The 23,805-nt window shown below is 70.0% G+C and carries 24 protein-coding genes; 11 read left to right on the forward strand and 13 right to left on the reverse strand.

Features of this window, described 5'->3' with window-relative positions; all coding sequences use genetic code 11:
• Window positions 1–40 precede the first annotated feature (40 nt).
• The 3 genes from ACQEVJ_RS26915 to ACQEVJ_RS26925 all read left to right on the forward strand — a co-directional run bounded on the left by ACQEVJ_RS26915 (window position 41) and on the right by ACQEVJ_RS26925 (window position 3,809).
• Window positions 41–1,597 carry a class I adenylate-forming enzyme family protein gene (locus ACQEVJ_RS26915; protein ID WP_433105657.1) on the forward strand — a complete coding sequence of 519 codons (1,557 nt, stop codon included), beginning with the start codon at window positions 41–43 and terminating at the stop codon, window positions 1,595–1,597.
• Between the two features lie 120 nt (window positions 1,598–1,717).
• Window positions 1,718–2,971, forward strand: a complete 1,254-nt coding sequence (locus ACQEVJ_RS26920) for a DUF4437 domain-containing protein (protein WP_433105659.1) — start codon at window positions 1,718–1,720, stop codon at window positions 2,969–2,971.
• A 103-nt stretch (window positions 2,972–3,074) separates the two neighbouring features.
• Window positions 3,075–3,809, forward strand: a complete 735-nt coding sequence (locus tag ACQEVJ_RS26925) for a hypothetical protein (protein WP_433105661.1) — start codon at window positions 3,075–3,077, stop codon at window positions 3,807–3,809.
• On the opposite strand, the gene ACQEVJ_RS26930 is transcribed toward ACQEVJ_RS26925, so the two are convergent.
• Together ACQEVJ_RS26930 and ACQEVJ_RS26935 are read right to left on the reverse strand one after the other, a co-directional pair.
• Window positions 3,734–4,171: a zinc-binding dehydrogenase gene (locus tag ACQEVJ_RS26930; RefSeq protein ID WP_433112999.1), complete on the reverse strand. Its 438-nt coding sequence runs from the start codon at window positions 4,169–4,171 to the stop codon at window positions 3,734–3,736. The genes ACQEVJ_RS26925 and ACQEVJ_RS26930 overlap by 76 nt on opposite strands.
• A 321-nt stretch (window positions 4,172–4,492) precedes the next feature.
• On the reverse strand, window positions 4,493–5,125 hold the full coding sequence (locus tag ACQEVJ_RS26935; RefSeq protein WP_433105663.1) for a TetR/AcrR family transcriptional regulator C-terminal domain-containing protein: 633 nt from the start codon (window positions 5,123–5,125) through the stop codon (window positions 4,493–4,495).
• A gap of 81 nt (window positions 5,126–5,206) precedes the next feature.
• On the opposite strand from ACQEVJ_RS26935, the gene ACQEVJ_RS26940 reads away from it, so the two are divergent.
• From ACQEVJ_RS26940 to ACQEVJ_RS26955, 4 genes are all read left to right on the forward strand, one after another.
• Entirely contained in the window at window positions 5,207–5,455 is a 249-nt protein-coding gene (locus tag ACQEVJ_RS26940; RefSeq protein ID WP_433105665.1) for a hypothetical protein, read from the forward strand.
• Window positions 5,452–6,411, forward strand: a complete 960-nt coding sequence (locus ACQEVJ_RS26945; protein WP_433105667.1) for a quinone oxidoreductase family protein — start codon at window positions 5,452–5,454, stop codon at window positions 6,409–6,411. The genes ACQEVJ_RS26940 and ACQEVJ_RS26945 overlap by 4 nt, the downstream gene beginning before the upstream one ends.
• 712 nt (window positions 6,412–7,123) lie before the next feature.
• A complete protein-coding gene (locus tag ACQEVJ_RS26950; protein ID WP_433105669.1) occupies window positions 7,124–7,870 on the forward strand; it encodes a phosphotransferase family protein in 747 nt (248 codons plus the stop codon).
• A 172-nt stretch (window positions 7,871–8,042) separates the two neighbouring features.
• On the forward strand, window positions 8,043–8,312 hold the full coding sequence (locus ACQEVJ_RS26955; protein WP_433105671.1) for a hypothetical protein: 270 nt from the start codon (window positions 8,043–8,045) through the stop codon (window positions 8,310–8,312).
• Between the two features lie 41 nt (window positions 8,313–8,353).
• On the opposite strand, the gene ACQEVJ_RS26960 is transcribed toward ACQEVJ_RS26955, so the two are convergent.
• The gene (locus ACQEVJ_RS26960; protein ID WP_433105673.1) at window positions 8,354–9,763 is read right to left on the reverse strand and encodes a S28 family serine protease; all 1,410 of its coding nucleotides are present in this window, start codon (window positions 9,761–9,763) and stop codon (window positions 8,354–8,356) included.
• A gap of 211 nt (window positions 9,764–9,974) precedes the next feature.
• On the opposite strand from ACQEVJ_RS26960, the gene ACQEVJ_RS26965 reads away from it, so the two are divergent.
• Window positions 9,975–10,295, forward strand: coding sequence for a DUF5713 family protein (locus ACQEVJ_RS26965; RefSeq protein WP_433105675.1), 321 nt, complete (start codon window positions 9,975–9,977; stop codon window positions 10,293–10,295).
• A gap of 363 nt (window positions 10,296–10,658) precedes the next feature.
• Here ACQEVJ_RS26965 and ACQEVJ_RS26970 read toward each other — a convergent pair whose 3' ends face one another.
• The 6 genes from ACQEVJ_RS26970 to ACQEVJ_RS26995 form a co-directional block, all read right to left on the reverse strand.
• The gene (locus ACQEVJ_RS26970) at window positions 10,659–11,399 is read right to left on the reverse strand and encodes an ABC transporter ATP-binding protein (protein ID WP_433105677.1); all 741 of its coding nucleotides are present in this window, start codon (window positions 11,397–11,399) and stop codon (window positions 10,659–10,661) included.
• Entirely contained in the window at window positions 11,396–13,267 is a 1,872-nt protein-coding gene (locus tag ACQEVJ_RS26975; RefSeq protein ID WP_433105679.1) for a branched-chain amino acid ABC transporter ATP-binding protein/permease, read from the reverse strand. Before ACQEVJ_RS26975 ends, ACQEVJ_RS26970 begins: the two co-directional genes overlap by 4 nt.
• On the reverse strand, window positions 13,267–14,136 hold the full coding sequence (locus ACQEVJ_RS26980) for a branched-chain amino acid ABC transporter permease (RefSeq protein WP_433105681.1): 870 nt from the start codon (window positions 14,134–14,136) through the stop codon (window positions 13,267–13,269). The genes ACQEVJ_RS26975 and ACQEVJ_RS26980 overlap by 1 nt, the downstream gene beginning before the upstream one ends.
• Window positions 14,137–14,261: 125 nt before the next feature.
• Entirely contained in the window at window positions 14,262–15,701 is a 1,440-nt protein-coding gene (locus tag ACQEVJ_RS26985) for a dihydroorotase (protein ID WP_433105683.1), read from the reverse strand.
• Between the two features lie 30 nt (window positions 15,702–15,731).
• Window positions 15,732–16,517 carry an IclR family transcriptional regulator gene (locus ACQEVJ_RS26990; protein WP_433105685.1) on the reverse strand — a complete coding sequence of 262 codons (786 nt, stop codon included), beginning with the start codon at window positions 16,515–16,517 and terminating at the stop codon, window positions 15,732–15,734.
• A 72-nt stretch (window positions 16,518–16,589) separates the two neighbouring features.
• Complete coding sequence (locus tag ACQEVJ_RS26995) at window positions 16,590–16,940, reverse strand: hypothetical protein (RefSeq protein WP_433105687.1); 351 nt, start codon at window positions 16,938–16,940, stop codon at window positions 16,590–16,592.
• A gap of 216 nt (window positions 16,941–17,156) precedes the next feature.
• Here ACQEVJ_RS26995 and ACQEVJ_RS27000 point away from each other — a divergent pair, with 216 nt between their 5' ends.
• The 3 genes from ACQEVJ_RS27000 to ACQEVJ_RS27010 are packed head-to-tail and all read left to right on the forward strand — an operon-like array spanning window position 17,157 to window position 20,628.
• Window positions 17,157–18,413, forward strand: a complete 1,257-nt coding sequence (locus tag ACQEVJ_RS27000; RefSeq protein WP_433105689.1) for a CaiB/BaiF CoA transferase family protein — start codon at window positions 17,157–17,159, stop codon at window positions 18,411–18,413.
• Complete coding sequence (locus ACQEVJ_RS27005; protein WP_433105692.1) at window positions 18,413–19,216, forward strand: cyclase family protein; 804 nt, start codon at window positions 18,413–18,415, stop codon at window positions 19,214–19,216. The genes ACQEVJ_RS27000 and ACQEVJ_RS27005 overlap by 1 nt, the downstream gene beginning before the upstream one ends.
• Window positions 19,213–20,628 carry an MmgE/PrpD family protein gene (locus tag ACQEVJ_RS27010; RefSeq protein WP_433105694.1) on the forward strand — a complete coding sequence of 472 codons (1,416 nt, stop codon included), beginning with the start codon at window positions 19,213–19,215 and terminating at the stop codon, window positions 20,626–20,628. The genes ACQEVJ_RS27005 and ACQEVJ_RS27010 overlap by 4 nt, the downstream gene beginning before the upstream one ends.
• A gap of 89 nt (window positions 20,629–20,717) precedes the next feature.
• On the opposite strand, the gene ACQEVJ_RS27015 is transcribed toward ACQEVJ_RS27010, so the two are convergent.
• Genes ACQEVJ_RS27015 through ACQEVJ_RS27030 form a run of 4 tightly spaced genes read right to left on the reverse strand, consistent with a single transcriptional unit; the run spans window position 20,718 to window position 23,761 of the window.
• Complete coding sequence (locus ACQEVJ_RS27015; RefSeq protein ID WP_433105696.1) at window positions 20,718–21,347, reverse strand: cupin domain-containing protein; 630 nt, start codon at window positions 21,345–21,347, stop codon at window positions 20,718–20,720.
• A complete protein-coding gene (locus ACQEVJ_RS27020; protein WP_433105698.1) occupies window positions 21,344–22,171 on the reverse strand; it encodes an HpcH/HpaI aldolase/citrate lyase family protein in 828 nt (275 codons plus the stop codon). Before ACQEVJ_RS27020 ends, ACQEVJ_RS27015 begins: the two co-directional genes overlap by 4 nt.
• On the reverse strand, window positions 22,168–23,337 hold the full coding sequence (locus tag ACQEVJ_RS27025; protein ID WP_433105700.1) for an acyl-CoA dehydrogenase family protein: 1,170 nt from the start codon (window positions 23,335–23,337) through the stop codon (window positions 22,168–22,170). Before ACQEVJ_RS27025 ends, ACQEVJ_RS27020 begins: the two co-directional genes overlap by 4 nt.
• Before the next feature lie 7 nt (window positions 23,338–23,344).
• Complete coding sequence (locus ACQEVJ_RS27030; RefSeq protein WP_433105703.1) at window positions 23,345–23,761, reverse strand: Zn-ribbon domain-containing OB-fold protein; 417 nt, start codon at window positions 23,759–23,761, stop codon at window positions 23,345–23,347.
• Between the last annotated feature and the right edge of the window lie 44 nt (window positions 23,762–23,805).

Here is a 23,805-nt window from a genome sequence, read left to right on the forward strand (position 1 = left end):
CTCCCCCAAACCATGCACCGTCTTCTGTGGAGGAAGTGACATGACCGTCCACCGTGGCGGGGCTTCCCTGTCGATCGCGGGCGGCGTACGCGAGTTCGCCCGCGCCACCCCTCGCGCCACCGCGGTGATCGACGGTGATCGCGCGCTCACCTACGCCGCACTCGACGAGCGCTCCAACCGACTGGCCAGCGCGCTCCTCTCGCGCGGGCTCACGACCGGGCAGCGGGTCGCGGTGCTGCTGGGAAACCGGCTGGAGTATCCGGAGATCGCGGCCGGCATCGCCAAGGCGGGCCTCGTCATGGTGCCCCTCAATCCCCGGCTCACCACCGGCGAGGCCCGGTTCATCCTGGAGCACTCGGGCGCGCGCGCGATCGTCCTCGACGACGCGCTCTCCCCGATCGCCGGAGACGCGATCGAGGACCTCGGGTTGCCCGCCCTGTCCATCGACGGCGCCCAGACCGGCCGGCCGTACGAGGACGCGCTGGCGGCGGCGCGGGCGGTGGATCCGGCGGTGCGGATCGACGAACTCGACCCGTTCTGCATCACCTACACCTCCGGCACGACAGGACGGCCCAAGGGCGTGCTGATCAGCCATCGGAGCCGGTCGCTGACCTTCTACTGCTCCGCGCTGGAATGGGGGCTCGGCGCCGGGCGGGTGTCGGTGGCGGTCGCGCCCATGTATCACGGCGCCGGATTCGCCTTCGGCTACGCCCCGGTCTACACCGGGGGCACGGTCACGATGCTCCGCAAATGGGACCCGGAGGCGCTGCTTCACCTGGTGGAGCGTGATCGCGCGCAGTCCGCCTTCCTCGTGCCGACGCACGCGCAGATGCTCCGCGCGCTGGACCGCGGGGCACTGACCGCCAGAGACCTGGCCAGCCTCGACACGCTCTACTTCAACGCCGCCGCGCTGCCGTGGCCGCTGAAGCAGTGGGTCATGGAGGCGTTCCCGTCGTGCGGCGTCCACGAGCTGTACGGATCCACCGAGGCCGGCATCGTGACCAACCTCCGCCCGGTCGACCAGCGTCGCAAGCCCGGCTCCGTCGGCCATGCCTGGTACATGACCGAACTGCGGGTCGTGAACGCGGCCGGGGAACCGGTCGGACCCGGCGAACCCGGTGAGCTGTTCAGCCGCTCCCCCTTCCTCATGAACGGCTACCACGACGATCCGGCGGCCACCGCCGAGTGCACGACGGACGACGGCTTCCTCACCTGCGGCGACATCGTGGTGCGGGACGACGAGGGATACGTCCACGTCGTCGACAGGAAGAAAGACATGATCATCTCTGGCGGGGTGAACGTCTATCCCCGCGAGATCGAAGACGTTCTGCACGCGCACGAGGCGGTCGCGGAGGCAGCGGTGACAGGCGTCCCCTCCGACACCTGGGGCGAGGAGGTGATGGCGTACGTCGTCCTGCGCGCCGGCGCCCCCGCCGCCGGGGCGGACGGCCTGACCGCGCTGCTGGAGGCGCACTGCCGCACCAGCCTGGCCGGTTACAAGGTGCCGAAACGCTGGCAGGTGGTCGCGGCGCTCCCCCGCAACGCCGCCGGCAAGGTGGTCAAGCGCGACCTGAAGCCCCTCGACGAGGGCCTCTGACCGTTCCTCACGCCTTGAGAACCCTTGACCCCAAAACCTCAGACAATTACGCTCCAATGATTAGAAACGGCGTTCCAGCTTGCGGAACACGGAGCATCAAATCTTCGGAAGGACATCACAGTGCGCCCCCACGTCGAACTGATCCAGGAAGACGACTACGTATGGCACGGCGCCGAGCTCGTCAACGGTGAGGGCCGGGCCAGCGAGCGGCGCCTGTCCGTTGACGAGGAGGACGGCTCCTCCTCGCTGCGGATCGACTTCCACACCGATTGGGGCCGCGGCCCGGGCATCCACCACGCCAACACCGAGTACTACGTGGTCGAAGGATCCATGACGTACGGCGGGCGCACCATCGGCAAGGGCGGGTACGTCTTCGCGCCCAAGGGCGTGCCGACCGACGCGATCACGTTCGCCGAGGGGACCCGGATCCTGCACTACCGGGAGTACGGCGACGCGGGCTTCGACCGTGTGGACAGCCTGAACGCGCCGCGCTGGGAGAACGCCCGCGAGGACGTCATCGTCATCGACAGCGAGGCCATGCAATGGGACGCGGTGCCCAACCCCGGCCCCATGCCCGGCCTCTACATCAAGTACCTGCACGTCGACCCGGTCACCGGCTTCTACACCCGGCTGGTGCACTCGCAGGAGGGCTGGGCCGACCACCGGCTGGCCCACCACCCCTGCTACGAGGAGGCGTATACGCTCCAGGGCCACATGGAGTACAACTTCGGCACCCTGGACGTCGGCACGTACTTCTTCCGGCCGGCCCGGATCAAGCACGGCCACTTCACCACGATGGAGGGCGGCACGACCTGGCTGCTGCGCTCCGACGGTGAACTGCAGAACTGGTACACCCAGAACGAGTGGCTCCGCTGGGGCGGCGAGGCGGTCAACTACGGGCCGGAGGGCGGCCGCATGCGCTGGTCGCAGTCCTCGCACGACCTCGGCTCCGGCCCCACCCGGCGCAGCGAGAAGGACATCGCCGACCTCACCGCGGCGTGGCAGTACCAGCGCGACCAGGGTGAGCCCGACGCCGAGTACGTGCAGCACGGGCAGGGCGCCGACAAGAGCCTGCTGGCGATCGCCAAGGCCCTGGACGCGGCCCGCCTCCAGGGCGGCCACGGCGACGATCACGACCACAGCCACGACCACGACCACGGGCACGACCACAGCCACGAGCACGACGCGCCGGCGCTCGACTGGGGCGCGGACCCCGCCTCCCTCGAGCACGCCGACGAGCGCACCGACGAGGGAGCGCACAACTGGGCCCACGGCCGGCCCTGGAAGCCGGGCGACCCCATTCCCGCCCCGGTCCTGTCCACCCTTCCCGTGCGCAGCCGGTCCCGCGGCCGCTGGGACGGCGACGGCATCTAGGTCCTCCCCGGACGATCAGCCGCGACCAACCACTCATCGCATATCAAAACGTGGCCGGGCCCGTCGGGGCCCGGCCACGGTCGCATCCACGGAGATTCTCCCCATGACTCCCACCACGACCATCGAGCCCGTACACGGGCTCAACGCGTACAGCTTCGCGATCCTGCTGCACCTCGTCCTGTTCGTCTACTGGCTCGGCAGCGACATCGGCGTCTACTACTCCAGCCGCTTCGTGCTCCGTCCCGATCTCGCGCCCGCGGCGCGGTCCGTGGCCGCGAAGATCATGCATGTCGTCGACATGGCGCCGCGGATCTGCCTCGTGCTGTTCCTGCCCAGCGGCGTGACGCTCATGTCGCTGAGCCCGTTCGGCGAGGACTACTTCCCCGGCTGGCTGGTGGCACTCGTCTGGGTCGCGGCGCTGTGCTGGCTGGCCCTGGTCGTCTACGACTACACCCGCGGCGCCACCCCGCTCGGCCGCGTGGTGCAGCGGCTGGACCTGCTGGTCAGGTACGGCCTGGTCGCGGCCCTGCTCGTCATCGGCATTTACATGATCTTCGCTTCCGAGCCCTTCGGCGTGCAGACGAATCCGAAGTGGCTGGGCGGCAAGCTCATGGCCTACGGCCTGTGCATCCTCGGCGGTGTGCTGATCCGCCGGCAGCTCAGCCCGTTCGGCCCGGCCTTCGGCCGCCTGATGACCGAGGGCTCCAGCCCGGAGGTCGAGCAGGCGATCACCCGGTCGGTCAGGTCCTGCCTGCCGTACGTCTACCTGATCTGGGTGATGGTGCTGGTGGCGGCGTTCCTCGGCGTGGTCAAGCCGGGCACCACCGCCTTCGGCTGACGCGGCAAGGCGCCACCTGGGACGACCGCGGTGGGCCGTCCGGCCCCTGATGCTCCAGCGGATCTCTGTCGCTCTTCCGGCAGAGGAAGATCATCGCATGACCGACAACGAAGCCCCCGTCGCCCGGATTCGACTGTCCGGACAGACGGGGGCCTTGCGCTGACTTCAGAAGGTGAGCAGGAACTTGCGAAGCGTTCATGTGCGGCGCGGACCTGGTGAAACGGGTAGCGGTGCGCGACGCGCAGGCGAAGCTCACCTCGTTCTATCAGGGAGGCGAGATGGGCGAGCTGTTCCTGGTCCTCCTGGACGTAGCTTTTGACCGCGCCGGGAACATCCGGTAGGGGATGGTCGGCGATGGAGATGTACCAGCCGCCGGGCGCGAGGGCGCGGCTCGCATCAAGGCCGGCGACGTCGAGTCGGTGGCTGCGCCGAGGTTGAAGGCACCAACGTTGGCGGCGACGGCCAGGGTGGGGGCATCGCCCGCGTGGCGCAGAATCAGCCCCTGTAAGGGCGCGATGGTGGCGGTGGCGAGCAGGACCGGGCGGCGAGTCACCACCCGGACCTCGTCCCGCAGCCGCGTGGCCGGGGCCGGCTGCTTGGGCAGGATGACTGCGAGCAGCACGACGTCTGCCAGTGCCAGTGCGGTCAGGATGGCGAACGGGTGCTGCGGAGCGGCTGACCGGTCAGGACGTGGGGCCGGACTGCGCGGCAGGACCATGGATGATCTGTTCCAGACAATCGCGGAACAGATCGTCGACGGTGCGGCCAGGTCGGAAGTACTCGGCCACACCGGCCGTCACGGTGGGGTACGCCGCGGCGTACGCGGCCATGTCGAAGCCGTCCAGGGCGTCCGCGTCGGGGCGGCCGAGCTGTTCCTCCAGGACGTAGCCGACGGTGAAACGCAACACCGTCAACACGATCAGGCGAGCCTGCCGCAAGGGGATGTTCCGCCCGACCAGTGTGCTCATCGCCAGTTCGGAGATGGCGGCCATCTTGAGGGACAGTTGGGAGGCCGCGATGATCCGGGCGCCGTCCGGGTGGGCCAGCAACGCGCGGCGCAGCCGCCCGGCCAGGCCGATCAGCCAGTCCTGCCAGCACTCCTCCGGCGCGGGCGGCTCCAGCTCGGGGAACTGCTGCTCAAGAATCGCCTCGGCGATCGCGGTGACCAGGGCCGCCTTGTTCGGGATGTGCCAGTAAAGGGTCGGCGACCGTACGCCGAGCCGGGCGGCCAGTTTGCGCGTGGTCACGCCGTCGAGACCCTCGGCGTCCAGTAGCGCGACTGCCTCGGTGACGATCCGCTGCTTGTCCAGAGCCAATTCCGGCACCTCCCTTCCAAACCCTATCACCGATAGAGTACTCTATCGGTGATAGAGGATCATGCGCCAGGGGAGGCAACGATGAGACATCGGCATTCGCTCCGCGACCTGCTGCACTGGGCGACCCATCGCGTTCCGGGGATTCCCGCGCACATCGAGCGGCCGGCCGGCCACCAGGGCCAGGCCCGGCACGGCCGTGGGTGGCGGCACTCGCTCACGCACCACCGTTCGCACCACCACGGGTTCAACCACTCTCCGGCCCGTCCGCCTCGCGTCCTGGCGGCGTGGCAGACGCGGATCGCCCGCTTGTTCGGTCAAGAGCTGGGATGAAGGCAGCCGTGCTCCACGAGGCCGGCGGCATCCCGCGCTATGAGGACTTCCCCGATCCGGTGGCCGGCGACGGCGAGGTGATCATCGACGTCAAGGCGGTCGCCGTCGAGAACGTCGACAAGGCGATCGCGGCCGGTACGCACTACGCCAGCGAGAAGTACATCGGCCGGTTTCCGGCGATCCCTGCCTTCGACGGCATCGGCGCCCTCCCGGACGGCACGCTCGTCGGGTTCGGCAACATCCGCCTGCCCTACGGCGCGCTCGCCGAGAAGGCCGTGGTGCCCCAGGGCTCCTACGTGCCGATCCCTGACGGCATCGACCCGGCCGTGGTGACCGTGATGGCCTCGGCCATCACCGCGATGTCGATGAAAGCGGCCGGGGGGTTCGTTCCCGGGGAGACGGTGCTGGTGCAGGGCGCCACCGGGGTCGCCGGGCGGCTCGCGGTCAAGGTGGCCAGGCTGCTGGGCGCCGGCCGGATCGTCGCCACCGGCCGCGACGACAACCAGTTGCGCGAGGTACAGGCCATCGGGGCCGACACGGTGATCAACACCGCGGTCTCCGACGAGGCTCTGGCGCAGGCGTACCTCGACGCCAGGGGGGACGGCTACGACGTCGTCGTGGACTACCTGTGGGGCAGGCCCAGCGAGATCCTGCTGCGCGCGCTGGTGCCGCGGTCGTTCGCGTTCGGCAAGCCGACCCGGGTGGTCCAGATCGGCGAGTCGGCCGGCACTGAGCTCGCCCTCGCCGAGTCGAGCCTGCGCACTTCCGGCGTGGAGATCTACGGCGCGGCCAAGGGGCTCGACCCGCAGACCATGGACGAGGTGTACCAGCAGGTCGTGACGTGGACGCGGTCCGGCGAGCTCACCTTCGACGTGGAGAAGGTCCCGCTGAGCGACATCGAGACCGCCTGGCAGCGAACCGATCTCAAAGGCAGGCGACTCGTCGTGATGCCATGACCGGCCCGGCCCACGACACACCAGCGATGATCACCGGGAAGCGTTCCGTCGCCGTCCCCACCCACGACGTCGACGGAACCGTCTCGAGCGGCGCTGCCTGGCCCCAGCGGCCGCAGGCCCTGCCCCGGGCCCCACGAGGCGATCACATAGCGACCCCAGGCAGCTGAGATGGGGCGTGACCCAGCAGAGACAGCCGAGCCACGTCCTCGTCCCTGCACCAGCACGCCCTGAGCCCGCTGCCCGAAGCCCGTCCGGGCAGCGGGCTCAGTCAGTCCCGGCTCGCGCAGTTGGGCGGGCCGCAGCGGCCGCCAGCCGCCGGTGTCGAGCTTGGTCAGTTCCGCCTCGACGTCGACATTGATGAGGCCGAAGAAGTTGATGCTGTCGCTGTGGCCGGGCGAGATGTACGAAAGGATCTCATCCGACACGTCCCGGCCCAGGGTGCCCCGGGTCGGGTCCCGCATCCGCGGTGTGAGGGCCTTGCCGACCAGGTCCAACAGGGCAAAGTTGATGAGCGTGGCGCCGTGCGTATCGCGGGTCGAGGAACATCGGAACGAAAACCGGCGCTAAGGGCTCCTAACAAAAGTGGTGGACTTGACCTGGTCAGCGGTCGGTGTCGCGCACGAGGCCGCTTGGTAGCGGGACGCGGTCAGCCGCGCAATCGCACGCGATAAACCTGGTGACGTCGCCGATCGTCCCCGGGATAGTGGTCGCCATGGACGAGGTCAAAATGGTCGTCGCCCATTCCGAGCGCGCGACCCTGCGCGTCGGCGACGTGTTCCTGAAGGTGGACGCCGATCAGGCGCGCATCGACGTCGAGGTCGAGGCGATGGCCCTGGCGCCGGTCCCGACCCCGAAGGTCCTGTGGCACAAGCCGCCGGTGCTCGCGATCGCCGCAGTCCCGGGGACGGCGCTCGGCCGCCTCGGCGAGCCGTCGACCGCGTCCCCGGCGGCGTGGGCCGCGGCGGGCGCCGCCATCCGGAGGTTGCACGACGCGCCGTTGCCGCCCAGGCTCGGCCGGGCCGGCCGGGGCCTCGACGAGTTGGCGGCGGAACTCGACGGCGAGTGCGAGTGGCTCGTGACGAACGGCGTCCTGCCCGCCGACCTGGTCACCCGCAACCGCCAGGTCGCCGAGGCCGCGCTCCGGCCGTGGGCTCCGGTATTCACGCACGGCGACCTGCAGATCGCTCACGTGTTCGTCGACGGCGACGAGGTCACGGGCATCATCGACTGGTCCGAGGCGGGCCAAGGTGATGCCCTGTTCGACCTCGCCATCTTGACGCTCGGACACGAGGAGCACCTCGGCGACGTCGTCGCCGGCTATGGCACCGACGTCGACCTCGACGTGATCCACGCGTGGTGGTCGTTGCGAAGCCTGCTGGTGGTTCGCTGGCTGGTCGAGCACGGCTTCGACCCGTTCGCGCCGGGCTGTGAGATCGACGTGCTGAGATCCCGGCTGTGAGGCTGCGCGGGCCCGACTGGTAGATCATTTTGTTAGGGCTTCTAACGGTCGTCTGCGGGACGGCCGGCCAGATCGGGCCCGTGATCCTGTTTCCGCAGGAGCGATCGTCCCGAAACCCATCCCCGAAAACCTGGGTGGCAGTGACGCCCGAACAGCCCGCGCCTTCCTCGTCGTGTTCGGCGGGCTGGTCGCTGTAATGGCCTTTGATTCCGGACCGGACTCCTCGGAGGCGAGGGGCCTGACGATCTACGCCGCGACAATGATCGCCCTGTTCGCGGCAACGATCGGACAGGGTAAGGAGATGAGAGGAGCGGCCGCTCACGCACTGCAGAACCCGGACGGGGGAACGCGCCAGGTGAGGCCCGGCCCATTCACCGTGAAGTTCCTGTTGGTGCTCGGTGCCGAGATGCTGCTCTTGTCCTTGGTGTTTCCCGCCTTCTGAGAATCGGCCAGGTCCCTGATCCATCCGGTGCCCGGAGGCGCTCAGGTGAGCCGGGCCCACCGCCTGAGGGTGTCCGTGGCCTCGGCGTAGTCGCGAGAGGACAGGTGGCCGATGCTCGCGCCGTGGTTGGCGCGCGGGGCGACGAACACATGGCAGTCCGTCCCCTTCGGCGTGAACCGCTCGGCACTCCAGGGATCCCGCCCGCCGTAGACGAACATCATCCGGCTCGCCTGCCGGGTCACCCACGCGTCCACGTCCCGCATGGCCCTGCCGTCGAAGCGGGAGCGGAGGGACGCGGGCAGCACCGAGTTCGGCTGGTAGAGCCCCGGATACCGGGTCAGGCCCTTGAGGTGGGCGAAGCTCAGGGACGCCCAGCCGAGCTGGGTGGCCGCCTGGTAGTAGTAGGGCAGGTACGGCTCAAGGCCCTGATCGGTGTACAGCTCCCAGGTCTGGATCTTGTCCACCCATCGGAAGATGGCGGCGTCGGAAGCCTTCTCACCGGGGATGTCCTTGCAGTCCTGCTGCCGGGAGTACTGCCAGAACGTCCAGGCGGAGTCGAGCACGCTCAGCTCGAAGGAGCGGTCGGCCGTGCCGATGGTGCGGCGGAAGGTGAGGCCCTCGCGCCTGGCCATGGCCGTAAGCCGGGGGACCAGGCTCTTGCGACGCTTGAGCGCCTCCCGCTGCACGGTACGCAGGGCGGCCCGGCACGACGGCGTGCCCCCGGTCGTGAAGAACCGCTCGTAGACGCGGTCGTCATCGTTGACCGCGTCGTTGGGCGCGACATAGGCCACGACTCCGTCGAGGTCGCCCGGGTAGAACCGGTGGTGGTAGACGGCGGTCATGCCGCCTTTGCTGGCCCCGGTGCCGATCCAGGCGCCGCCGTAGACCTGCTTGAGCGCCTCGACGATCGCGTGCTCGTCGCTCGCCTCCTGCCAGATGTCGAGCTTCGCCCAGTCCTTCCGCTTCGGAAGCGATGCGCCGAAGAAACGGTGCTCGACGGAGAGCTGGTTGGCGTCGAGCCCATAGGTGGGCTCCTGGAGCCACACCTTCTCCGGCATGAAGTATCCGCTGGTGTAGAGGACCACGGGCCGGTCCACCGATCGGTGCGAGAGAGTGAGCCGCTGCTGGAACGTGCCGCCGCGCGGGTTCCGGTGGTCCACCGGCTGGGTGAAGGTGAGGGTGTAGTCCTTGTAGCCCTTCGCCCGCCCCTTCCTCACCGACACCACCCGGAGACCGGGGACGGCCCTGAGCCGCGCCAGGAGGTCGTCCTTCGCGATCCCGGCCGTGGAAGCCGCGGACTTCGCCAGGACCGTCCCGGCACCGGTCGCCGGGGCGGCCGCCGCGGGGACCGCGACCAGGAGGGACGACGCCAGCGCCGCCGAGAACAGCGCCAGGGGCCCCCGCGTCCGCCGGACCGGACTCTTCAGCCGCGCGTACGGGCGACCCGCCATGCCGTTTTCTCCCATGTCGACGTAGATCCACAACGGTGATCGGGGAAACTCTGTCGTATCGGCATATGTCGGCACAACTGCAAAAGGGATCCGGCTCACGGCCGCCCGTGTCGCCCCAGACCGGGCAGATGTTGTCGGTGGCGTAGTGCAGCATCGGATCACCGAGCTTTCGACGGAATGGGAGATCGCGGTGGCGCCGACGAACCGGCAGGTGGCCGAGCACGCCTTTCTCAAGGGCATGTACGAGGACGAGTACTTTCCCAATCACGTCGTCGACAAGGGGAAAGCCATCCTCCTGCGGCTCTGCGAGCGGATCGAGGCCGAGCGGCCGCCGGACCTGGCGGCGCTGTACGTGCTCACGGAGGCCGCGACGGAGGAGTTCAACGCGCTGGAGGCGGAGTTCGAGGCGGCCGGCAGTGAGATCGAGACTTTCGCACGAGAGGCGATCGCCGAAGACTTCTGGTTCGTGGCGTCGGCATACGGGTTCGCGGAGGCGGACGCGGAGGAGTTGATCGCCGGCCGGGAATGGTGAGCCGAGTCCCATAAGCCGCAGAGGCGGGGCCGGGGGTACGTCGTGGCCGCTCCGCGATGGTCGCCGCCTACCGGACTGCTTTCGCGCGGATGAGGGCCGGATGATGCAGTGGCATATGTAACGATATTTAGCTATTCGCGGGAATTCTCCTGAAAGGCTCAGGGATGACATACAGGTGACATCGCGTGGGTCATCATCCCGAGCTGCACGCCGCAGTCGACCTCCTCGGGAGCGAACTGCAGCGTCCGCCTCGCCGTCGAGGGACTGGGTCGCCAGGCACGCCTGTCCCGCGTCGCGTCCGGGCACAAAAAAGTTCCCCCGCCGGTTCGTCCGGCGGGGGAACTGCGTATGGACGGCGGTTCGTCAGGAGGCGTTCTGGCGGAGCCGGCCCAGGTACGCCGCCTGGACGCGGGGGTCGTTCCGGAGCTCGGCTCCGGTCCCCTCCACCGCCACCCGCCCCCGCTCCAGCACATAACCGCGATCGGCGAGCTTGAGCGCCGTGCCGGCCTGCTGCTCCACGAGGAGGACGGCGAGGCCGCGCTCCTCGTGCAGCCGCTTGAGGTAGCCGAACAGCTCGGCGACCTTCAGCGGGGCCAGGCCGAGCGACGGCTCGTCCAGCATGAGAAGCCGCGGTCCCGCCATGAGGGCACGCGCGATGGCGAGCATCTGCGCCTCACCGCCCGACAGCGTCCCGGCGAGCTGCTCGGCGCGTTCGGCCAGCCGCGGGAAGATGTCGAGCACCTCGGTGCGCCTGCGCTCGGCCTCCGCCCGGTTCCGCCGGACGGGGAAGGAGCCGAGGTGCAGGTTCTCCATGACGGTGTGGTCGGGGAAGATCTGCCGCCCCTCGGGCACCTGGCACAGGCCGAGGGACGGGCGCTTCCAGCCGGGCACCCCGGCCAGGTCCCGGCCGCCGAACCTCATCTGCCCGGACACCGGCTTCAGCAGCCCGGACACGGTCTTCATCGTGGTGGTCTTACCGGATCCGTTGGGGCCGAGCAGCACGACGAACTCGCCCTCGTCGACGTGCAGGTCGAGCCCGTCGAGGGCCCGCACCCCGCCGTACGCCGCCGCGAGCCCGGCGATCTCCAGCAACCTGCTGCTCACGCTGTCTCCTCGATGAGTTCGGGACGGCCGAGATACGCCTCGAGCACCGCTGGGGAGCTCTGCACCCGCTCGGGGTCGCCCCGCTCGATCACCTTGCCGCTCTCCACGACTGTGATCTCGTCGCAGAGCCCCATGACGAAGTCCACGTCGTGCTCGATGAGGACCACCGCGAGCCCGCGCTCCCGCAGGGCCCGGCACAGGCGGCCGAGCGCGTCGAGCTCCGTGGAGGTCAGGCCGGTGGCGGGCTCGTCGAGGATGAGCACCTTGGGCCGGGTCGCCACCGCCCGCACCACCTCCAGCAGCCGCTTCTGGCCGTGCGACAGGGACGAGGCCGGCCAGTCGGCGCGGGACGCGAGGCCGGCGAAGGCGAGAAGCTCCCGCGCCTCCGCCCGTTCGGCGCGGTCCTGGCGCCGGTAGGCGGGAGACCGGAGGGTGGCGCCGAGCCACGTGTAGGACTCCCTCATCCGCATGCCGGTGAGCACGTTGTCGAGCACGCTGACGCGTTCGAACAGGTGGGGAACCTGGAACACCCGGGTCACCCCGGCCGCCGCCACCCGGTGCGGGGCGGCCGGCGCCTCCTCACCGAAGATCATCACCTTTCCCGAGTCCAGCCGGTGATAGCGGGTCAGGCAGGAGACCAGGGTGGACTTCCCCGAGCCGTTGGGACCGATGATCCCGTGCACGGTGCCCGGCATGATCTTGATGTCGACCCCGTCGACGGCGTGCACGCCCCCGAAGTGCTTCACGAGGCCGACCCCCTCGAGCGCGGGCACCTCGGCTGCGGCGTCGCGGACCTCCGGCACGACGTCGGGAACCTCGTCGGGAAGCGTGTCGTCACCCGCGTCGGACACCCTGTCGCGACCGGCCCGGGACGCCCGCCAGGTCCCCACGATCCCGCGCGGGATCACCATCATGGCGACCAGCAGCAGGACGCCGAGGACGAGCGTGGTGTAGCGGGCCTGGTCCTTGATGAGCTCGACGAGCACGGCGATCAGGGCGACCCCGATCACGGGCCCGATCAGCGTGGAGATGCCGCCGAGGAACAGCCCGACGAAGAAGATGATGCCGTTGTCGAGCAGGCCGACGTCGGGGTTGATGAACCCGAGCTGCAGCGCGTACAGCGCACCCGACACGCCCGCGATCCCGCCGCAGACGCCGAAGAGCAGAAGCTTGGCGCGGGCCGGCGAGATGCCCATGGCCGAGGCGGTGTCGGAGGATTCGCGCACCGCCATCGCGGCCCGTCCCACGCCGCTGCGCACGATGTTGCGCTGCACGACGTACGCGAGCGCGAGGAACGCGAGGACCACGTAGTAGAAGGCTTGCTTCGACATCGGCTCGTCGCCCAGCTTGGGGGCGACGCCGCTGAGGCCCACGATGCCGCCGGTAACGGATTCCCACTCGCGTCCGGCCTCGATCACGATCAGGTTGGCCGCCAGTGTGATCATGCCGAAGTAGAGGTAGGTCGCCCGCAGGCTGACCAGCAGGACCAGGACCGCGAGGAGCACTCCGACGGCCGCCGACGCCGCCACGCCCAGGAGCCAGGAACCGCTCGCCTTGACCACGACGTACGCGGTGGCGTAGCCGCCGGCGAGCTGCAGGCCGCTGTGCATCATCGACAGCATCCCGCCGTATCCCATGGACAGGTTCAGGGAGATCGTCAGGATCGCGCTGATGGCGGCCGAGGCGACGATGCCGTTGTAGTAGGACGCGTTGTAGCTGTAGTAGTCGGTGATGCTCGGCCACATGAGCAGCACCGCGACGGCGACGACCACGAGGACGCCCATGGCCACGGTCCGTATCCGGTGATAGAGCTCCGTGTCGAACAGGGAACCGGCCCGTTCCGGGGGAGCTGGGTCCGCCGTTGCCATCAGTGTGCCTCCATGGGCTTGCCGAACAGTCCGGACGGGAAGACGATGAGGATCACCGCGAGCGCCGCGAACACCGCGAAGTTGCCGACCGTCCCGCCGACCACGCTCCGGACCACGGTGTCCAGCAGACCGACGATCATGCCTCCGGCGAGCGCCCCTCGTGGCGATCCGACGCCTCCGATCACGGCGGCGGTGAAGCCCTTGATGGTGAAGGTCAGGCCGACCGCGGGAGCGATGAAGATCACGGGCGCGGCGAGCAGGCCCGCGACCGCGGTGATGACGGCGGCGATCACGAACGAGAGCACGACGATGCGCTGCACGGGGATTCCCATGAGCACGGAGGTGTCCGAACTGTGCGCGGTGGCCCTGATCGCGCGGCCGTAGACCGATCGCCGCAGGAACAGGTCGTAGCCGGCCATGACCGCCAGCGCCACGACGATGGTCAGCAGTTCCTGCCACTCGACGGAGACGCCCGCGATCTCGAAACCGCCCGCGACCACCGGATCCGGCCGCAGCGCGTCGACGTCGAAGAAGCCGAGGTTGAACAGCGACTGGAAGATCAGGGCCGCGGCGAGCGTCGCGATGATCCACGCGTAGCGCGAGCCCGACATGCGGACCGGTAGCATGATCATGCGCTCCATGAGAACGCCCATGAGCGCGGCTGCCACGATCGTCACGACGAGGGCGAGCGCCCAGCTCATCTTCTCCAGCGCCACGATCTGGTACGAGACCGCCGCGCCGAGGATCAGTGCCTCGCCCTGGGCGAAGTTCATGATCCTCGTTGGCTGGAAGACGATGGCCAGGGCGAGCGCGACCAGTGCGTAGACGGAACCGGCGAACAGCCCGTCGATGATCACCTCAGGGCTCATCTGGAACGCTCCTGGAAGTGTTGCGAGAGTTGACCCACCCTGTTCCGCGAACCGGAACAGGGTTTTGGCAAAAGTAGGGTCGACATCAATCGACTGTCAATAGGTCTGACGTTTAACCGGGACCGTCAGCCGCGGTGTGCGTAGCGTCCCGACGGCTCGCCGACGACATCGCCGTCGCGGAACCGCACCTGCCCGCCGACGACGGTGGTGACCGGCCAGCCGGTGAGGTCGACTCCCTCGAACGGGCAGTGGTCCTGGCCCGACAGGCAGCGCTCGGCCGTCACGGTCTGGGTCAGGCCGGGGTCGACGACGGTGAGGTCGGCGTCGAAGCCGACGGCGAGGCTGCCCTTGCGACCCCACAGGTTGTACGCGCGGGCGGGGTTGGCCGAGGCCAGCTCGGCGACGCGGGTCAGGGAGAGCCCGCGCTTCACATGCCCCTCGGAGAACAGGACGGGATAGAGCAGGGCGGTCCCGCCGAAGCCCGGACGGGCCGGCCACAGTTCCTCGCCCTTCTCCGCCTCCATGCAGCAGGCATGGTCGGAGGCCACCCAGTCGACGGTGCCGTCGGCGACCCGGCGCCACAGCGCCTCGTTGTCCGCCTTCGTGCGGATCGGCGGATTGACCTTCCCGCCGAGCCCGCCGCGGGCGTCCAGGGTGTCGTGGTCGAGGCACAGGTGGTGCAACGTGGTCTCGGCGCGCATGTCGATCCCGCCGTACGACGCGCGGGCGAGGGCGACCGCCTCGATCGCCTCCTGGCTGGACAGGTGCAGCAGGTTGATGTTGGTGCCGGTGTGGCTCGCCAGCGTGGTCGCCTCGCCGATGGCGACCCGCTCGGTCAGCGGCGGACGCCCTTCGTGGTAGGCCCGGAGCGTCTGCGGGTCGCCCTGCGAGCGGACCCGGTCGATGAACACCCGCATCAGCTCGGACTGCTCGCAGTGCAACGACAGGGACAGCCGCAGGTCGGGACGCGCCTGCTGCACCGCCGCCACCTGCTCCATGATCAGGTAGAGATGGCCGAGATCGTACTCGTCGCCCATCGTGAAGGCCTGGGCGTCACGGCTGTTGGCCGCGAGGTCGAAGCCCTTGTAGAACATGTAGTACTTGAATGAGGTGACGCCGTGCTCCTCGACCAGGAACGGGATCTCGGAGATCTGCTCCACGGTCATCGGCGCGAGGTGGAAGCCGTAGTCGGTCCAGCACCGGCCGGACACCCGGTCGAGGACCTCGGGGAAGATCTCCTTGTAGGGTCCCGTGCGCTCGAGATAGTGCGAGCCGGTGCGGAAGTAGGAGACAACGGTGGTCGCGCCGCCGACGAGGGACGATCGGGTCTCCTCGAAGGCGTCGAGGGCTAAGTCGCGGTAGATGCCGAGGTGGAAGTGGGCGTCGACGGCGCCGGGAAGGACCACCTTCCCGGCCGCGTCCACGACCTCGCCGGCTTCGGAAGCGGCGATGTCGTCGGCGAGAGCCGCCACCTTCCCGTCGCGCACGGCCAGGTCAGCGCGGACCTCTCCGTGGTAGGGAAGAACGACGGTGCCACCCTTGATGAGCAGATCGTATCGGGACATGCGCGCGACGGCCGGCCGACCGGACGGCCGTCACCTCCTTTCTTCTTCTGTCCAGCCCATCTGGCCGGACAGTCGTGCGGTGGATTCGAGCAGCGCCTCGGCGCACGTGTCGACCTCGTCGCGGAACCGCTCCTGGGGGCCGCAGACGCTGAGGACGGCGATCGGCCGCCCGTGGTGATCGAACACCGGCGCCGCCACGGACGCGGCGCCCGCCATGCGCTCGCCGAACGAGCGGGCCCAGCCGCGCTTCCGGATGGCCGCGAGTTCTTCGCGCAGTTTCCCGGTGTCGGCGATGGTCTCGCTGGTCAGCGGCTCAAGTGACCGCTGCGCCAGGTAGCTCTCGATTTCCTCTTCGGTTAAGAAGGCGAGAAACGCCTTGGACGACCCGCCGGCGTGCAGTGGGTAGGGCACACCGAGGGTGACGCTCATGATTACCTCGCGGGCCGGCGTGACCTGGTCGACGTAGATCCGGGTCCAGCCCGTGCGCATGGACAGGGTCGCCGTCTCGTCGGTGCGCTGGGACAGCGCCATCAGTTCGGGCGCGGCGATGCGCCTGATGTCCAGCCGGTCCAGGTAGGCGAGGCCCAGGCGCATGGCGCCGACCCCGAGGGAGTAACGCCGGGTCACCAAATCCAGCTCGATCAGCCCGCGAACGCGCAGCGAGGCCAGGATCCGGTGCACGGCCGCCTTCGACATGCCCAGCGCCTCGGCGATCTCGGTTACACCAAGCGTCGGCGACGGGGTCTCGGCGAAGTGCATCAGTACCTCGACGGCCCGCTCGACCGTCGCGATGGCCTGTCCGGTGTTCTCGCGCACGGGCGCGTCGGTTTCCGTTGCGGCACGGCTCTTGGGCGACATTGTTCCTCCAGGAAATTCGGATGGGTCTGATCACCTATCCTGGCGTCGGAACCCGACCGGCACCGGAAGATCGGTGACGATTCTCGTGTCGAGGAACTCCCACCAGTCGTCCTGGCCGACCCGTCGTGTCTCCCAGTCGCCGTCCGCCTTGAGGCCGGCGAGAGCCGTGCGGTACTCGCCCCAGGCCGCTTCGTCGTCGAACGCGGCCCAGTTCTCGAGGACGTACACGTCGCCGACGACGCTGTAGTACCACCGCACCTCCCGCACCATCGGCAGATCCCGGTAGAACCAGTTCTCCCGATCCTCCAGCCACTGCCAGAAGTCCCTCATGTCGCGACGTGCCCGCGAGCTGAGCTTCATCCGGTAGACGAGGTAGATCATCGGGGCTGGTCCCCTTCGGAGTGCGACAGCTACAGTGGACTTGTTCCGCACACAGTAACGCTGTTTCAATAGCTTGGGAAGCCCCGGGGCGCGTGACCGCCCGTCCGGGTGCGTTTCGAACCATGTCCCAGGTCAAGGTCCTGGTGCGCACTCCAGGACACGTCCCAGGCACACAGCGATGTCTCAGGCACACAGCAGGTCGAGGAGGCCCATTCCGTGGATGTAGAGCAGATCGTTCCGGAGGAACGATCAGCGGAAGCCCAGCAGCCTGGAACGCCCGCCGGGCCGCTGGCCGGCGTCGTCGTCGTCGACGCCGCCACGCTGTTCGCAGGGCCACTGGCGGCGACGATCCTCGGAGACTTCGGCGCCGATGTCATCAAGGTGGAGCACCCCAAGCGGGGTGACCCCTCACGCACTCACGGCGCGAGCAAGCACGGGATCGGCCTGTGGTGGAAGATGCTCGGCCGGAACAAGCGAACGGTGACCGCCGACCTCAGCAGCTCCGAAGGCGCCGAGCTGCTCAAACGGCTACTCGCCCGCGCCGACGTGCTGATCGAGAACTTCCGCCCCGGCACACTCGAACGATGGGGCCTGTCCCCGGAGATCCTGCACGAGCTCAACCCCCGCCTGGTCATCGCCCGGGTGACCGGCTTCGGACAGTTCGGCCCGTACGCTCGCCGCCCTGGATTCGGCACCCTCGCCGAGTCGATGAGCGGTTTCGCCGCGGTCACCGGGGAGCCCGACGGCCCGCCCACCCTGCCACCGTTCGGTCTGGCCGACGGGATCTCCGCGCTCACCTGCGTCAACGCGGTCACGATGGCGCTGCATCACCGCGACCGGCCCGGAGGGAGCGGACGCGGCCAGGTGATCGACCTGGCCATCATCGAGCCGCTGGTCACCATTCTCGGCGCGCAGCCGCTCGTGTGGGACCAGCTCGGCCAGGTCCAGTCGCGCACCGGCAACCGCTCGGTCAACAACGCTCCGCGGAACACCTACCGGACCCGGGACGGCCTCTGGGTGGCGGTGTCCACGTCGGCCGACTCCATCGCGCAGCGGGTGATGCGGCTGGTCGGGCATCCCGAGGCGATCGACGAGCCGTGGTTCGCCACCGGTGCCGGCCGGGCCGAACACGCCGACCTGCTGGACGGTCACGTCGGAGGGTGGATCGCCGAACGCGACCTGGCGACCGTGATCGAGGAATTCGAACGGGTCGAGGCGGCGGTGGCTCCCATCTACGACATCAGGGACGTGTTCGAGGACCCGCAATACCGCGCGCTCGACACGATCACCACCGTGCAGGACCCCGACCTCGGGCCGGTACGCATGCAGAACGTGCTGTTCCGGCTTTCCGAGACGCCGGGTTCCATCCGATGGACCGGTCGCGCGCGCGGCGCCGACAACACAGACATATGGGGCGGCCTCGGCGTCAGCGCCGACGAGCTCGCCGCCCTGCGAGACAAGGGAGTGGTGTGATGTCGTTGTGGCGGCATCTCGACGGCGCCAAAGTCGTCGATCTCGCGCAGCCGATGCGCACGGGCATGCCCCAGTCGCCGAACCATCCGCGGTTCAGGATGGTCATCGAGCGCAGGCACGGCGACATGGTCCGCGAGGACGGCGGTTCGGCGGCCAACGAGGTCATCCTCACCGGGGGGCACGTCGGCACGCACGTCGACGCCCTCGGGCACGTGTCCCAGGACGGCTACGTGTACGGACGGGTCGAGGCCTCGGGCATCCAGTCGCACCAGGGGCTGTCCCGGTACGGGATCGAGACCTTCAAGCCCTATGTCGGACGGGCCGTGCTGCTCGACGTGGCCGCCGTACACGGCGTCGACGTGCTGCCGCCCGGCTACGAGATCACTCCCGAGGACCTGGAGGCCGCGCGGCGCAGGGCCGGCGTGGAGCTGCGCCGCGGCGACGCCGTGCTGATCGGCAGCGGCTGGTCCCGCGAGTGGGACCGGCCGTCCCGGTTCACCGGAGAGGAGGGCGGGGTGCCCGGCCCGGGCCCGGACGCCGCTCGATGGCTGGTCGGGCACGGGGCCGCGGTGGTCGGCGGAGAGACGATCGCCTTCGAGCGCATCGCCCCGGGGCGCGGCCACGCGACCCTGCCCGTGCACCGGATCCTGCTGGTGGAGGCGGGCGTGAACATCGTCGAGACGATGCGCCTGACCGAGCTGATCGGCATCGGGAAGCCCGAGTTCCTGCTGGTGCTCAACCCGCTGCCCGTCGTGGGCGCCACCGGCGCACCCGTGCGACCCCTCGCGGTGCTCGCGGCATGACCATCGTCTCGACCCTGGCCGAGTTCGCCGCCGCCAGTCGTGCCGGCCTGCCAGAACCGATCGTCGCCGACGTGACCGGCCGCGTGCTCGACACCTTCGGAAACTGCCTCGCCGCCCAGGAGCTCACCGGCCCCGCAGAACCGCACGAGGCGGTCATGCGCATGGCGGGCAGATGGGGCGGCGTAGGGGAGTCGTCGGTCATCGGCCGCCGGCTCTCCCTTCCCGCGCCCTCGGCGGCGCTGGTCAACGGCACCCTCGCGCACGCGCTCGACTTCGACGACACCCACCTGCCCTCGGTGCTCCACCCGTCCGCCTCCGTCGTTCCGGCCGTGCTGGCCGTCGCGGAGGCGGTGGGCGCCTCGGGCGCCGAGTTGTGTCAGGCGGTCGCGGTGGGCGACGAGATCACCAACCGTCTGGGGATGGCGTCCTACATACCGGAGATGCGCAACTCCCTCTTCTTCGAGAAGGGCTGGCACGCCACGTCGATCTGCGGGACCGTCGGCGCCGCGGCCGGCGCGGCGCTGCTGATGGGCCTGGACGCCGTCGGAATCGCCCACGCGATGGGGATCGCCGCCAGCATGGGAGCCGGTGTCATCGAGGCCAACCGCACCGGCGGCACCGTCAAGCGGATCCACTGCGGCTGGGCGGCCCACGCGGGCGTGGTGTCCGCGGGGATGGCGGCGGAGGGCGTGACCGGGCCGCCGACGGTCTTCGAAGGACGATTCGGGTTCTTCCAGGCGTTCCTCGACGGGCAGTACGACGAGGGCGCCATCACCGACGGGCTCGGCGATCGGTGGGAGCTGCTCAGAACGGTGTACAAGCCGTATCCCTCCAACCACTTCACCCACCCCGGCATCGACGCCGCCCTCGCCCTGCGCGCCGGCGGGCTGCGGCCCGGCGACATCGCGGAGATCGAGCTCGGCGTGGCGGCCGCCCCGCTGCGCACCATCGGCGAGCCGTACGAGGAGAAGGTGCGGCCGCGCACGCCGTACCACGCGAAGTTCTCCGGCCCCTACACGGTGGCCAGCGCCCTCATCGGGGGTGGCGGACTCGGTCTGCACCTCGACGACTTCACCGAGTCCGCCTTCCGGGACGAGCGCAGGCTCGCCCTGGCCGCCAAGGTGCGCGTGGTGCCCGACGCGGAGTGCACCGAGGAGTTCCCCCGGGCGTTCTCCGCGGTGCTGAGGGTGCGCACGACGGACGGGCGACGGCTGGAGCACCGCGTCCACTCCTCGCGGGGCGGGCCGGAACACCCGCTGACCATCGACGAGCTGCAGACGAAGTACGAGCTCAACGCCGCTCGCGTGCTGCCGGCCCAGGCCGCGGCCACGCTGGCGGAGAAGGTGCGCGGCCTGCCGGGCCGGGCGAAGGTCGCGGGCCTGCTCGACGCGGCGCTGATCGCGAGCTCCTGAGCATGGCAGCGGCCGGGACGGCGGTGATGTCCATCACCGCCGTCCCGGCCGCGTCCGCGTTCAGGGAGGTCCGGAAGAGCCCCGGCTCGTCATGGCGTCAGGGAGGCACCGGACCAGCGCCGGACCAGGACGGGACCTGAGAGCCTGGGAAGGGGCTCCCCCTGCGGGACGTACGCCCACCGGGCCACGTCGGCGAACAGCAGGTCGACGGGCTCGGCGAGGCGTTCGGGGAGATCGGCGACGGAGGGGAGCATCGCGGCCTCCCCCGGCACGGCCGGGCTCCGCTTCCGGCGCTGGCCCGGTGATCCGTGCACGGGCCCGTTAACCGGGTCGTGGTCCGGGATGCCGGCGGCCGGCCCATCCCGCCAGACGGGCGCGCCGGAGAACCAGGCGACGGCCAGGCAGCCGCGGCCTCCGGCCAGGGTGGCCGTCCTCGTCGCCCCTGGGGGCAGGTAGGCGTACGTCCCCGCCTCGAAGTCCGTGCCGCTGACGGAGATGCGGCCGTCGAGCACGACGAACTCCTCGGCGCAGGTGTAGTGGCCGGCTCCCGGCCTGCTCCACCCGGAGGGGAAGCGCACCAGCGACACCGAGGAGCGGGTCGCGTGGTCGAGGTGCAGGCGGACCAGCCGGACGGGGTCCGCCGCCCCGGGCATGGGCACGGTGGTCCACGCCAGGTCCGGGGCGTGCAGATCGACGACTCCGGCCTCGCCAGATGTCACCGTGCTCTCGCGAGAATTCTCCGTGCCTGGCGCACGACGGCCTCGTCGACCATGCGCCCGTTCGAGTCGACGAGCACGCCCGACCCCTCGGCCTCGAACCTGGCCACCAGGTCACGCGCCCAGCCGACCTCGTCGTCGGCCGGTGTGAAGACCTCGTTGACCACCGCGATCTGCGCCGGGTGGATGCAGGCGCGGCCGACGTAACCGAGCCGGGCCAGGCCGAGCGTCGAGGCCCGCAGCGCGTCGAGGTCGCGGAAGTCGGTGGAGACCGGACCCACCGGCGGGTCGATGCCGGCGGCGGCCGAGGCGAGCACCACCTGGGAGCGGACCCAGAGCAGCTCCCGCTCGTCGTCGCCCGGAGTGATGCCGGTGTCCGCGCGCAGGTCCGCCTCGCCGACCTGCAGGCGAGCCACCCGGGGGGCCGCCGCGATCTGCGGCGCGCGCAGGACGGCCGCCGCGGATTCCAGGAGCGGGACGACCGGCAGCCGTTCCGCGCCGATGCCGGTCAGCAGAGCGTCGAGTGTGCCGAGCTCGTCGGCGGTCTCGACCTTCGCCAGCACGAGACCGGCCACCTTCGGGGAGGCCGCCACGGCTCGCACGTCCGCCTCGCGCAGCTCACCGGGATTGACCCGGACCCAGATCTCCACCGGTCCGGGGTCGGCCGTGTCCAGCCAGTCGCGTACGGCGGTCCGCGCCTCGTCCTTGCCCGCCGCGGGGACCGCGTCCTCCAGGTCGACGATGAGGGCGTCGGCGCCCCGGCCGAGTGCCTTGCCGAGCTTGTCCGGCGAGTCACCCGGCACGTAGAGATAGGAGCGCGCGGTCACCCGCCCCACCCCACCTTCGCGTCTCCGCGGGTGAGGGCCTTGGCCACGACGGTGCGCAGCACGTCGTTGGTGCCCTCGCCGATGCTCATGAGCACGGCGTCGCGGTACAGCCGCTCCACCTCGTATTCCGTGGAGTATCCGTATCCGCCGTGCACCTTCAGCGCGTCGATGGCGGCCTGCAGCGCGACCTCCGAGCAGAAGATCTTGGCCATGCCCGTCTGGGCGTCGGCCCGTCCGCACCGGACCCGGTCGGCGGCCCAGTACGTCATGAGGCGGGCCGCCTGAAGCGCCGTGGCCAGCGAGGCGAGCTGGAGCTGAACCGCCTGGAAGTCGGCGATGGGCCGGCCGAACGCCTTGCGCTGCCCGGAGTAGGCCAAGGCCTCGTCGTAGGCGCGCTGCGCGATGCCCACGGAGCGGGCCGAGATGTTGACCCGGCCCCACTCCAGCGCGGACAGCGCCTGCTGCATGCCCCGGCCCTCGACGCCGCCCAGCAGGTTCGCCGCCGGAACCCGGGCGCCGTCGAGCACGACCTCGCACGACTCGGTGCCCTTGTAACCGAGCTTCGGGATGTCCTTGGTGACCGTGTAGCCGGGGGTGTCGGCGTCCACAAGCAGGATGCTCATTCCGCGGTGCGCGGGCGTCGCGTCCGGGTCGGTCTTGACCAGCACCGGCAGCGGATCGGCGTGCCGCGCGTTGGTGATCCAGGTCTTGGTGCCGGTCACCACGTAGTGGTCCCCGTCGCGGCGCGCGGTGGTGCGGATGCCCTGCAGGTCGGTGCCCGCGTCGGGCTCCGTGAGGCCGATTCCGGTACGCCGCTCGCCGCTGGCGAGCCCCGGCAGATAACGCCGCTTCTGTTCCTCGGTGCCGTGCATCGCGATCATCCGGCAGGCCAGGGAGTGGCTGCCGAGAATGCCCGCCACACCCATCCAGCCGCGCGAGATCTCCTCGAAGACGAGCGCGAAGGACACCGGGTCCAGGTCGAGCCCGCCGTACTCCTCCGGCACGGTGATGCCGAACAGGCCCATCGCCTTGAACCCGTTCACGATCTCGGTCGGGTATCGGCCGGAGTGCTCCCAGTCCCGTGCGACGGGCACGATCTCCTTGTCGACGAACGCGCGCAGCAGCGCGCGGAACTCACGCTGGTCGTCGTTCAGCTCGAAGTCCACAGGTCAGTCACCTTTCGGAAGGTACGAAGACCGGCAGCGCACGCCCATCGGGCAGCGGCCGCCAGTCGAGCCGGAGTGCGTCGCCGACACCCACGTCATACGGGCGCTCGGTGACCACGTTGCTGAGCAGCAGCACGCCCTCCGGGAGGCGTACGCGCGCCACGACATAGGGCGGCCGGAAACCGGGCATCGCCCGCTCGACGACCGTGCAGGCGTCCACCACGCCGTCGCCGGTCGCCTCCGACCAGCCGAGGTCGCGCGGGGATCCGCAGGCCGTGCACAGCGCACGCGGCGGATGCTGCGCGTGCCCGCAGGCCGCGCAGCGCTGGACGAGGAGGACGCGCCGCCGGGTGGCGTCCCACCACGGCGCGGTCACCTCGTCGGGGTCGGGCACCTGGCAGGCCCCCGGTGCTTCGGAGCTCACCCGGGCTTCGGAGCTCACCCGGGCTTCGGAGCTCACCCGGGCTT

This window comes from Microbispora sp. CA-102843, from assembly GCF_050936215.1.
Taxonomy (GTDB): domain Bacteria; phylum Actinomycetota; class Actinomycetes; order Streptosporangiales; family Streptosporangiaceae; genus Microbispora.

What these genes read in the sequence shown, in the direction of transcription:
- ACQEVJ_RS26915 (WP_433105657.1), top strand. Translation starts at nt 41, where the DNA reads ATGACCGTCCACCGTGGCGGGGCTTCCCTGTCGATCGCGGGCGGCGTA.
- ACQEVJ_RS26985 (WP_433105683.1), bottom strand. Translation starts at nt 15,701, where the DNA reads ATGTCCCGATACGATCTGCTCATCAAGGGTGGCACCGTCGTTCTTCCC.
- ACQEVJ_RS26960 (WP_433105673.1), bottom strand. Translation starts at nt 9,763, where the DNA reads ATGGCGGGTCGCCCGTACGCGCGGCTGAAGAGTCCGGTCCGGCGGACG.
- ACQEVJ_RS26980 (WP_433105681.1), bottom strand. Translation starts at nt 14,136, where the DNA reads ATGAGCCCTGAGGTGATCATCGACGGGCTGTTCGCCGGTTCCGTCTAC.
- ACQEVJ_RS26945 (WP_433105667.1), top strand. Translation starts at nt 5,452, where the DNA reads ATGAAGGCAGCCGTGCTCCACGAGGCCGGCGGCATCCCGCGCTATGAG.
- ACQEVJ_RS26940 (WP_433105665.1), top strand. Translation starts at nt 5,207, where the DNA reads ATGAGACATCGGCATTCGCTCCGCGACCTGCTGCACTGGGCGACCCAT.
- ACQEVJ_RS27005 (WP_433105692.1), top strand. Translation starts at nt 18,413, where the DNA reads ATGTCGTTGTGGCGGCATCTCGACGGCGCCAAAGTCGTCGATCTCGCG.
- ACQEVJ_RS26995 (WP_433105687.1), bottom strand. Translation starts at nt 16,940, where the DNA reads ATGATCTACCTCGTCTACCGGATGAAGCTCAGCTCGCGGGCACGTCGC.
- ACQEVJ_RS26925 (WP_433105661.1), top strand. Translation starts at nt 3,075, where the DNA reads ATGACTCCCACCACGACCATCGAGCCCGTACACGGGCTCAACGCGTAC.
- ACQEVJ_RS26950 (WP_433105669.1), top strand. Translation starts at nt 7,124, where the DNA reads ATGGACGAGGTCAAAATGGTCGTCGCCCATTCCGAGCGCGCGACCCTG.
- ACQEVJ_RS27010 (WP_433105694.1), top strand. Translation starts at nt 19,213, where the DNA reads ATGACCATCGTCTCGACCCTGGCCGAGTTCGCCGCCGCCAGTCGTGCC.
- ACQEVJ_RS26975 (WP_433105679.1), bottom strand. Translation starts at nt 13,267, where the DNA reads ATGGCAACGGCGGACCCAGCTCCCCCGGAACGGGCCGGTTCCCTGTTC.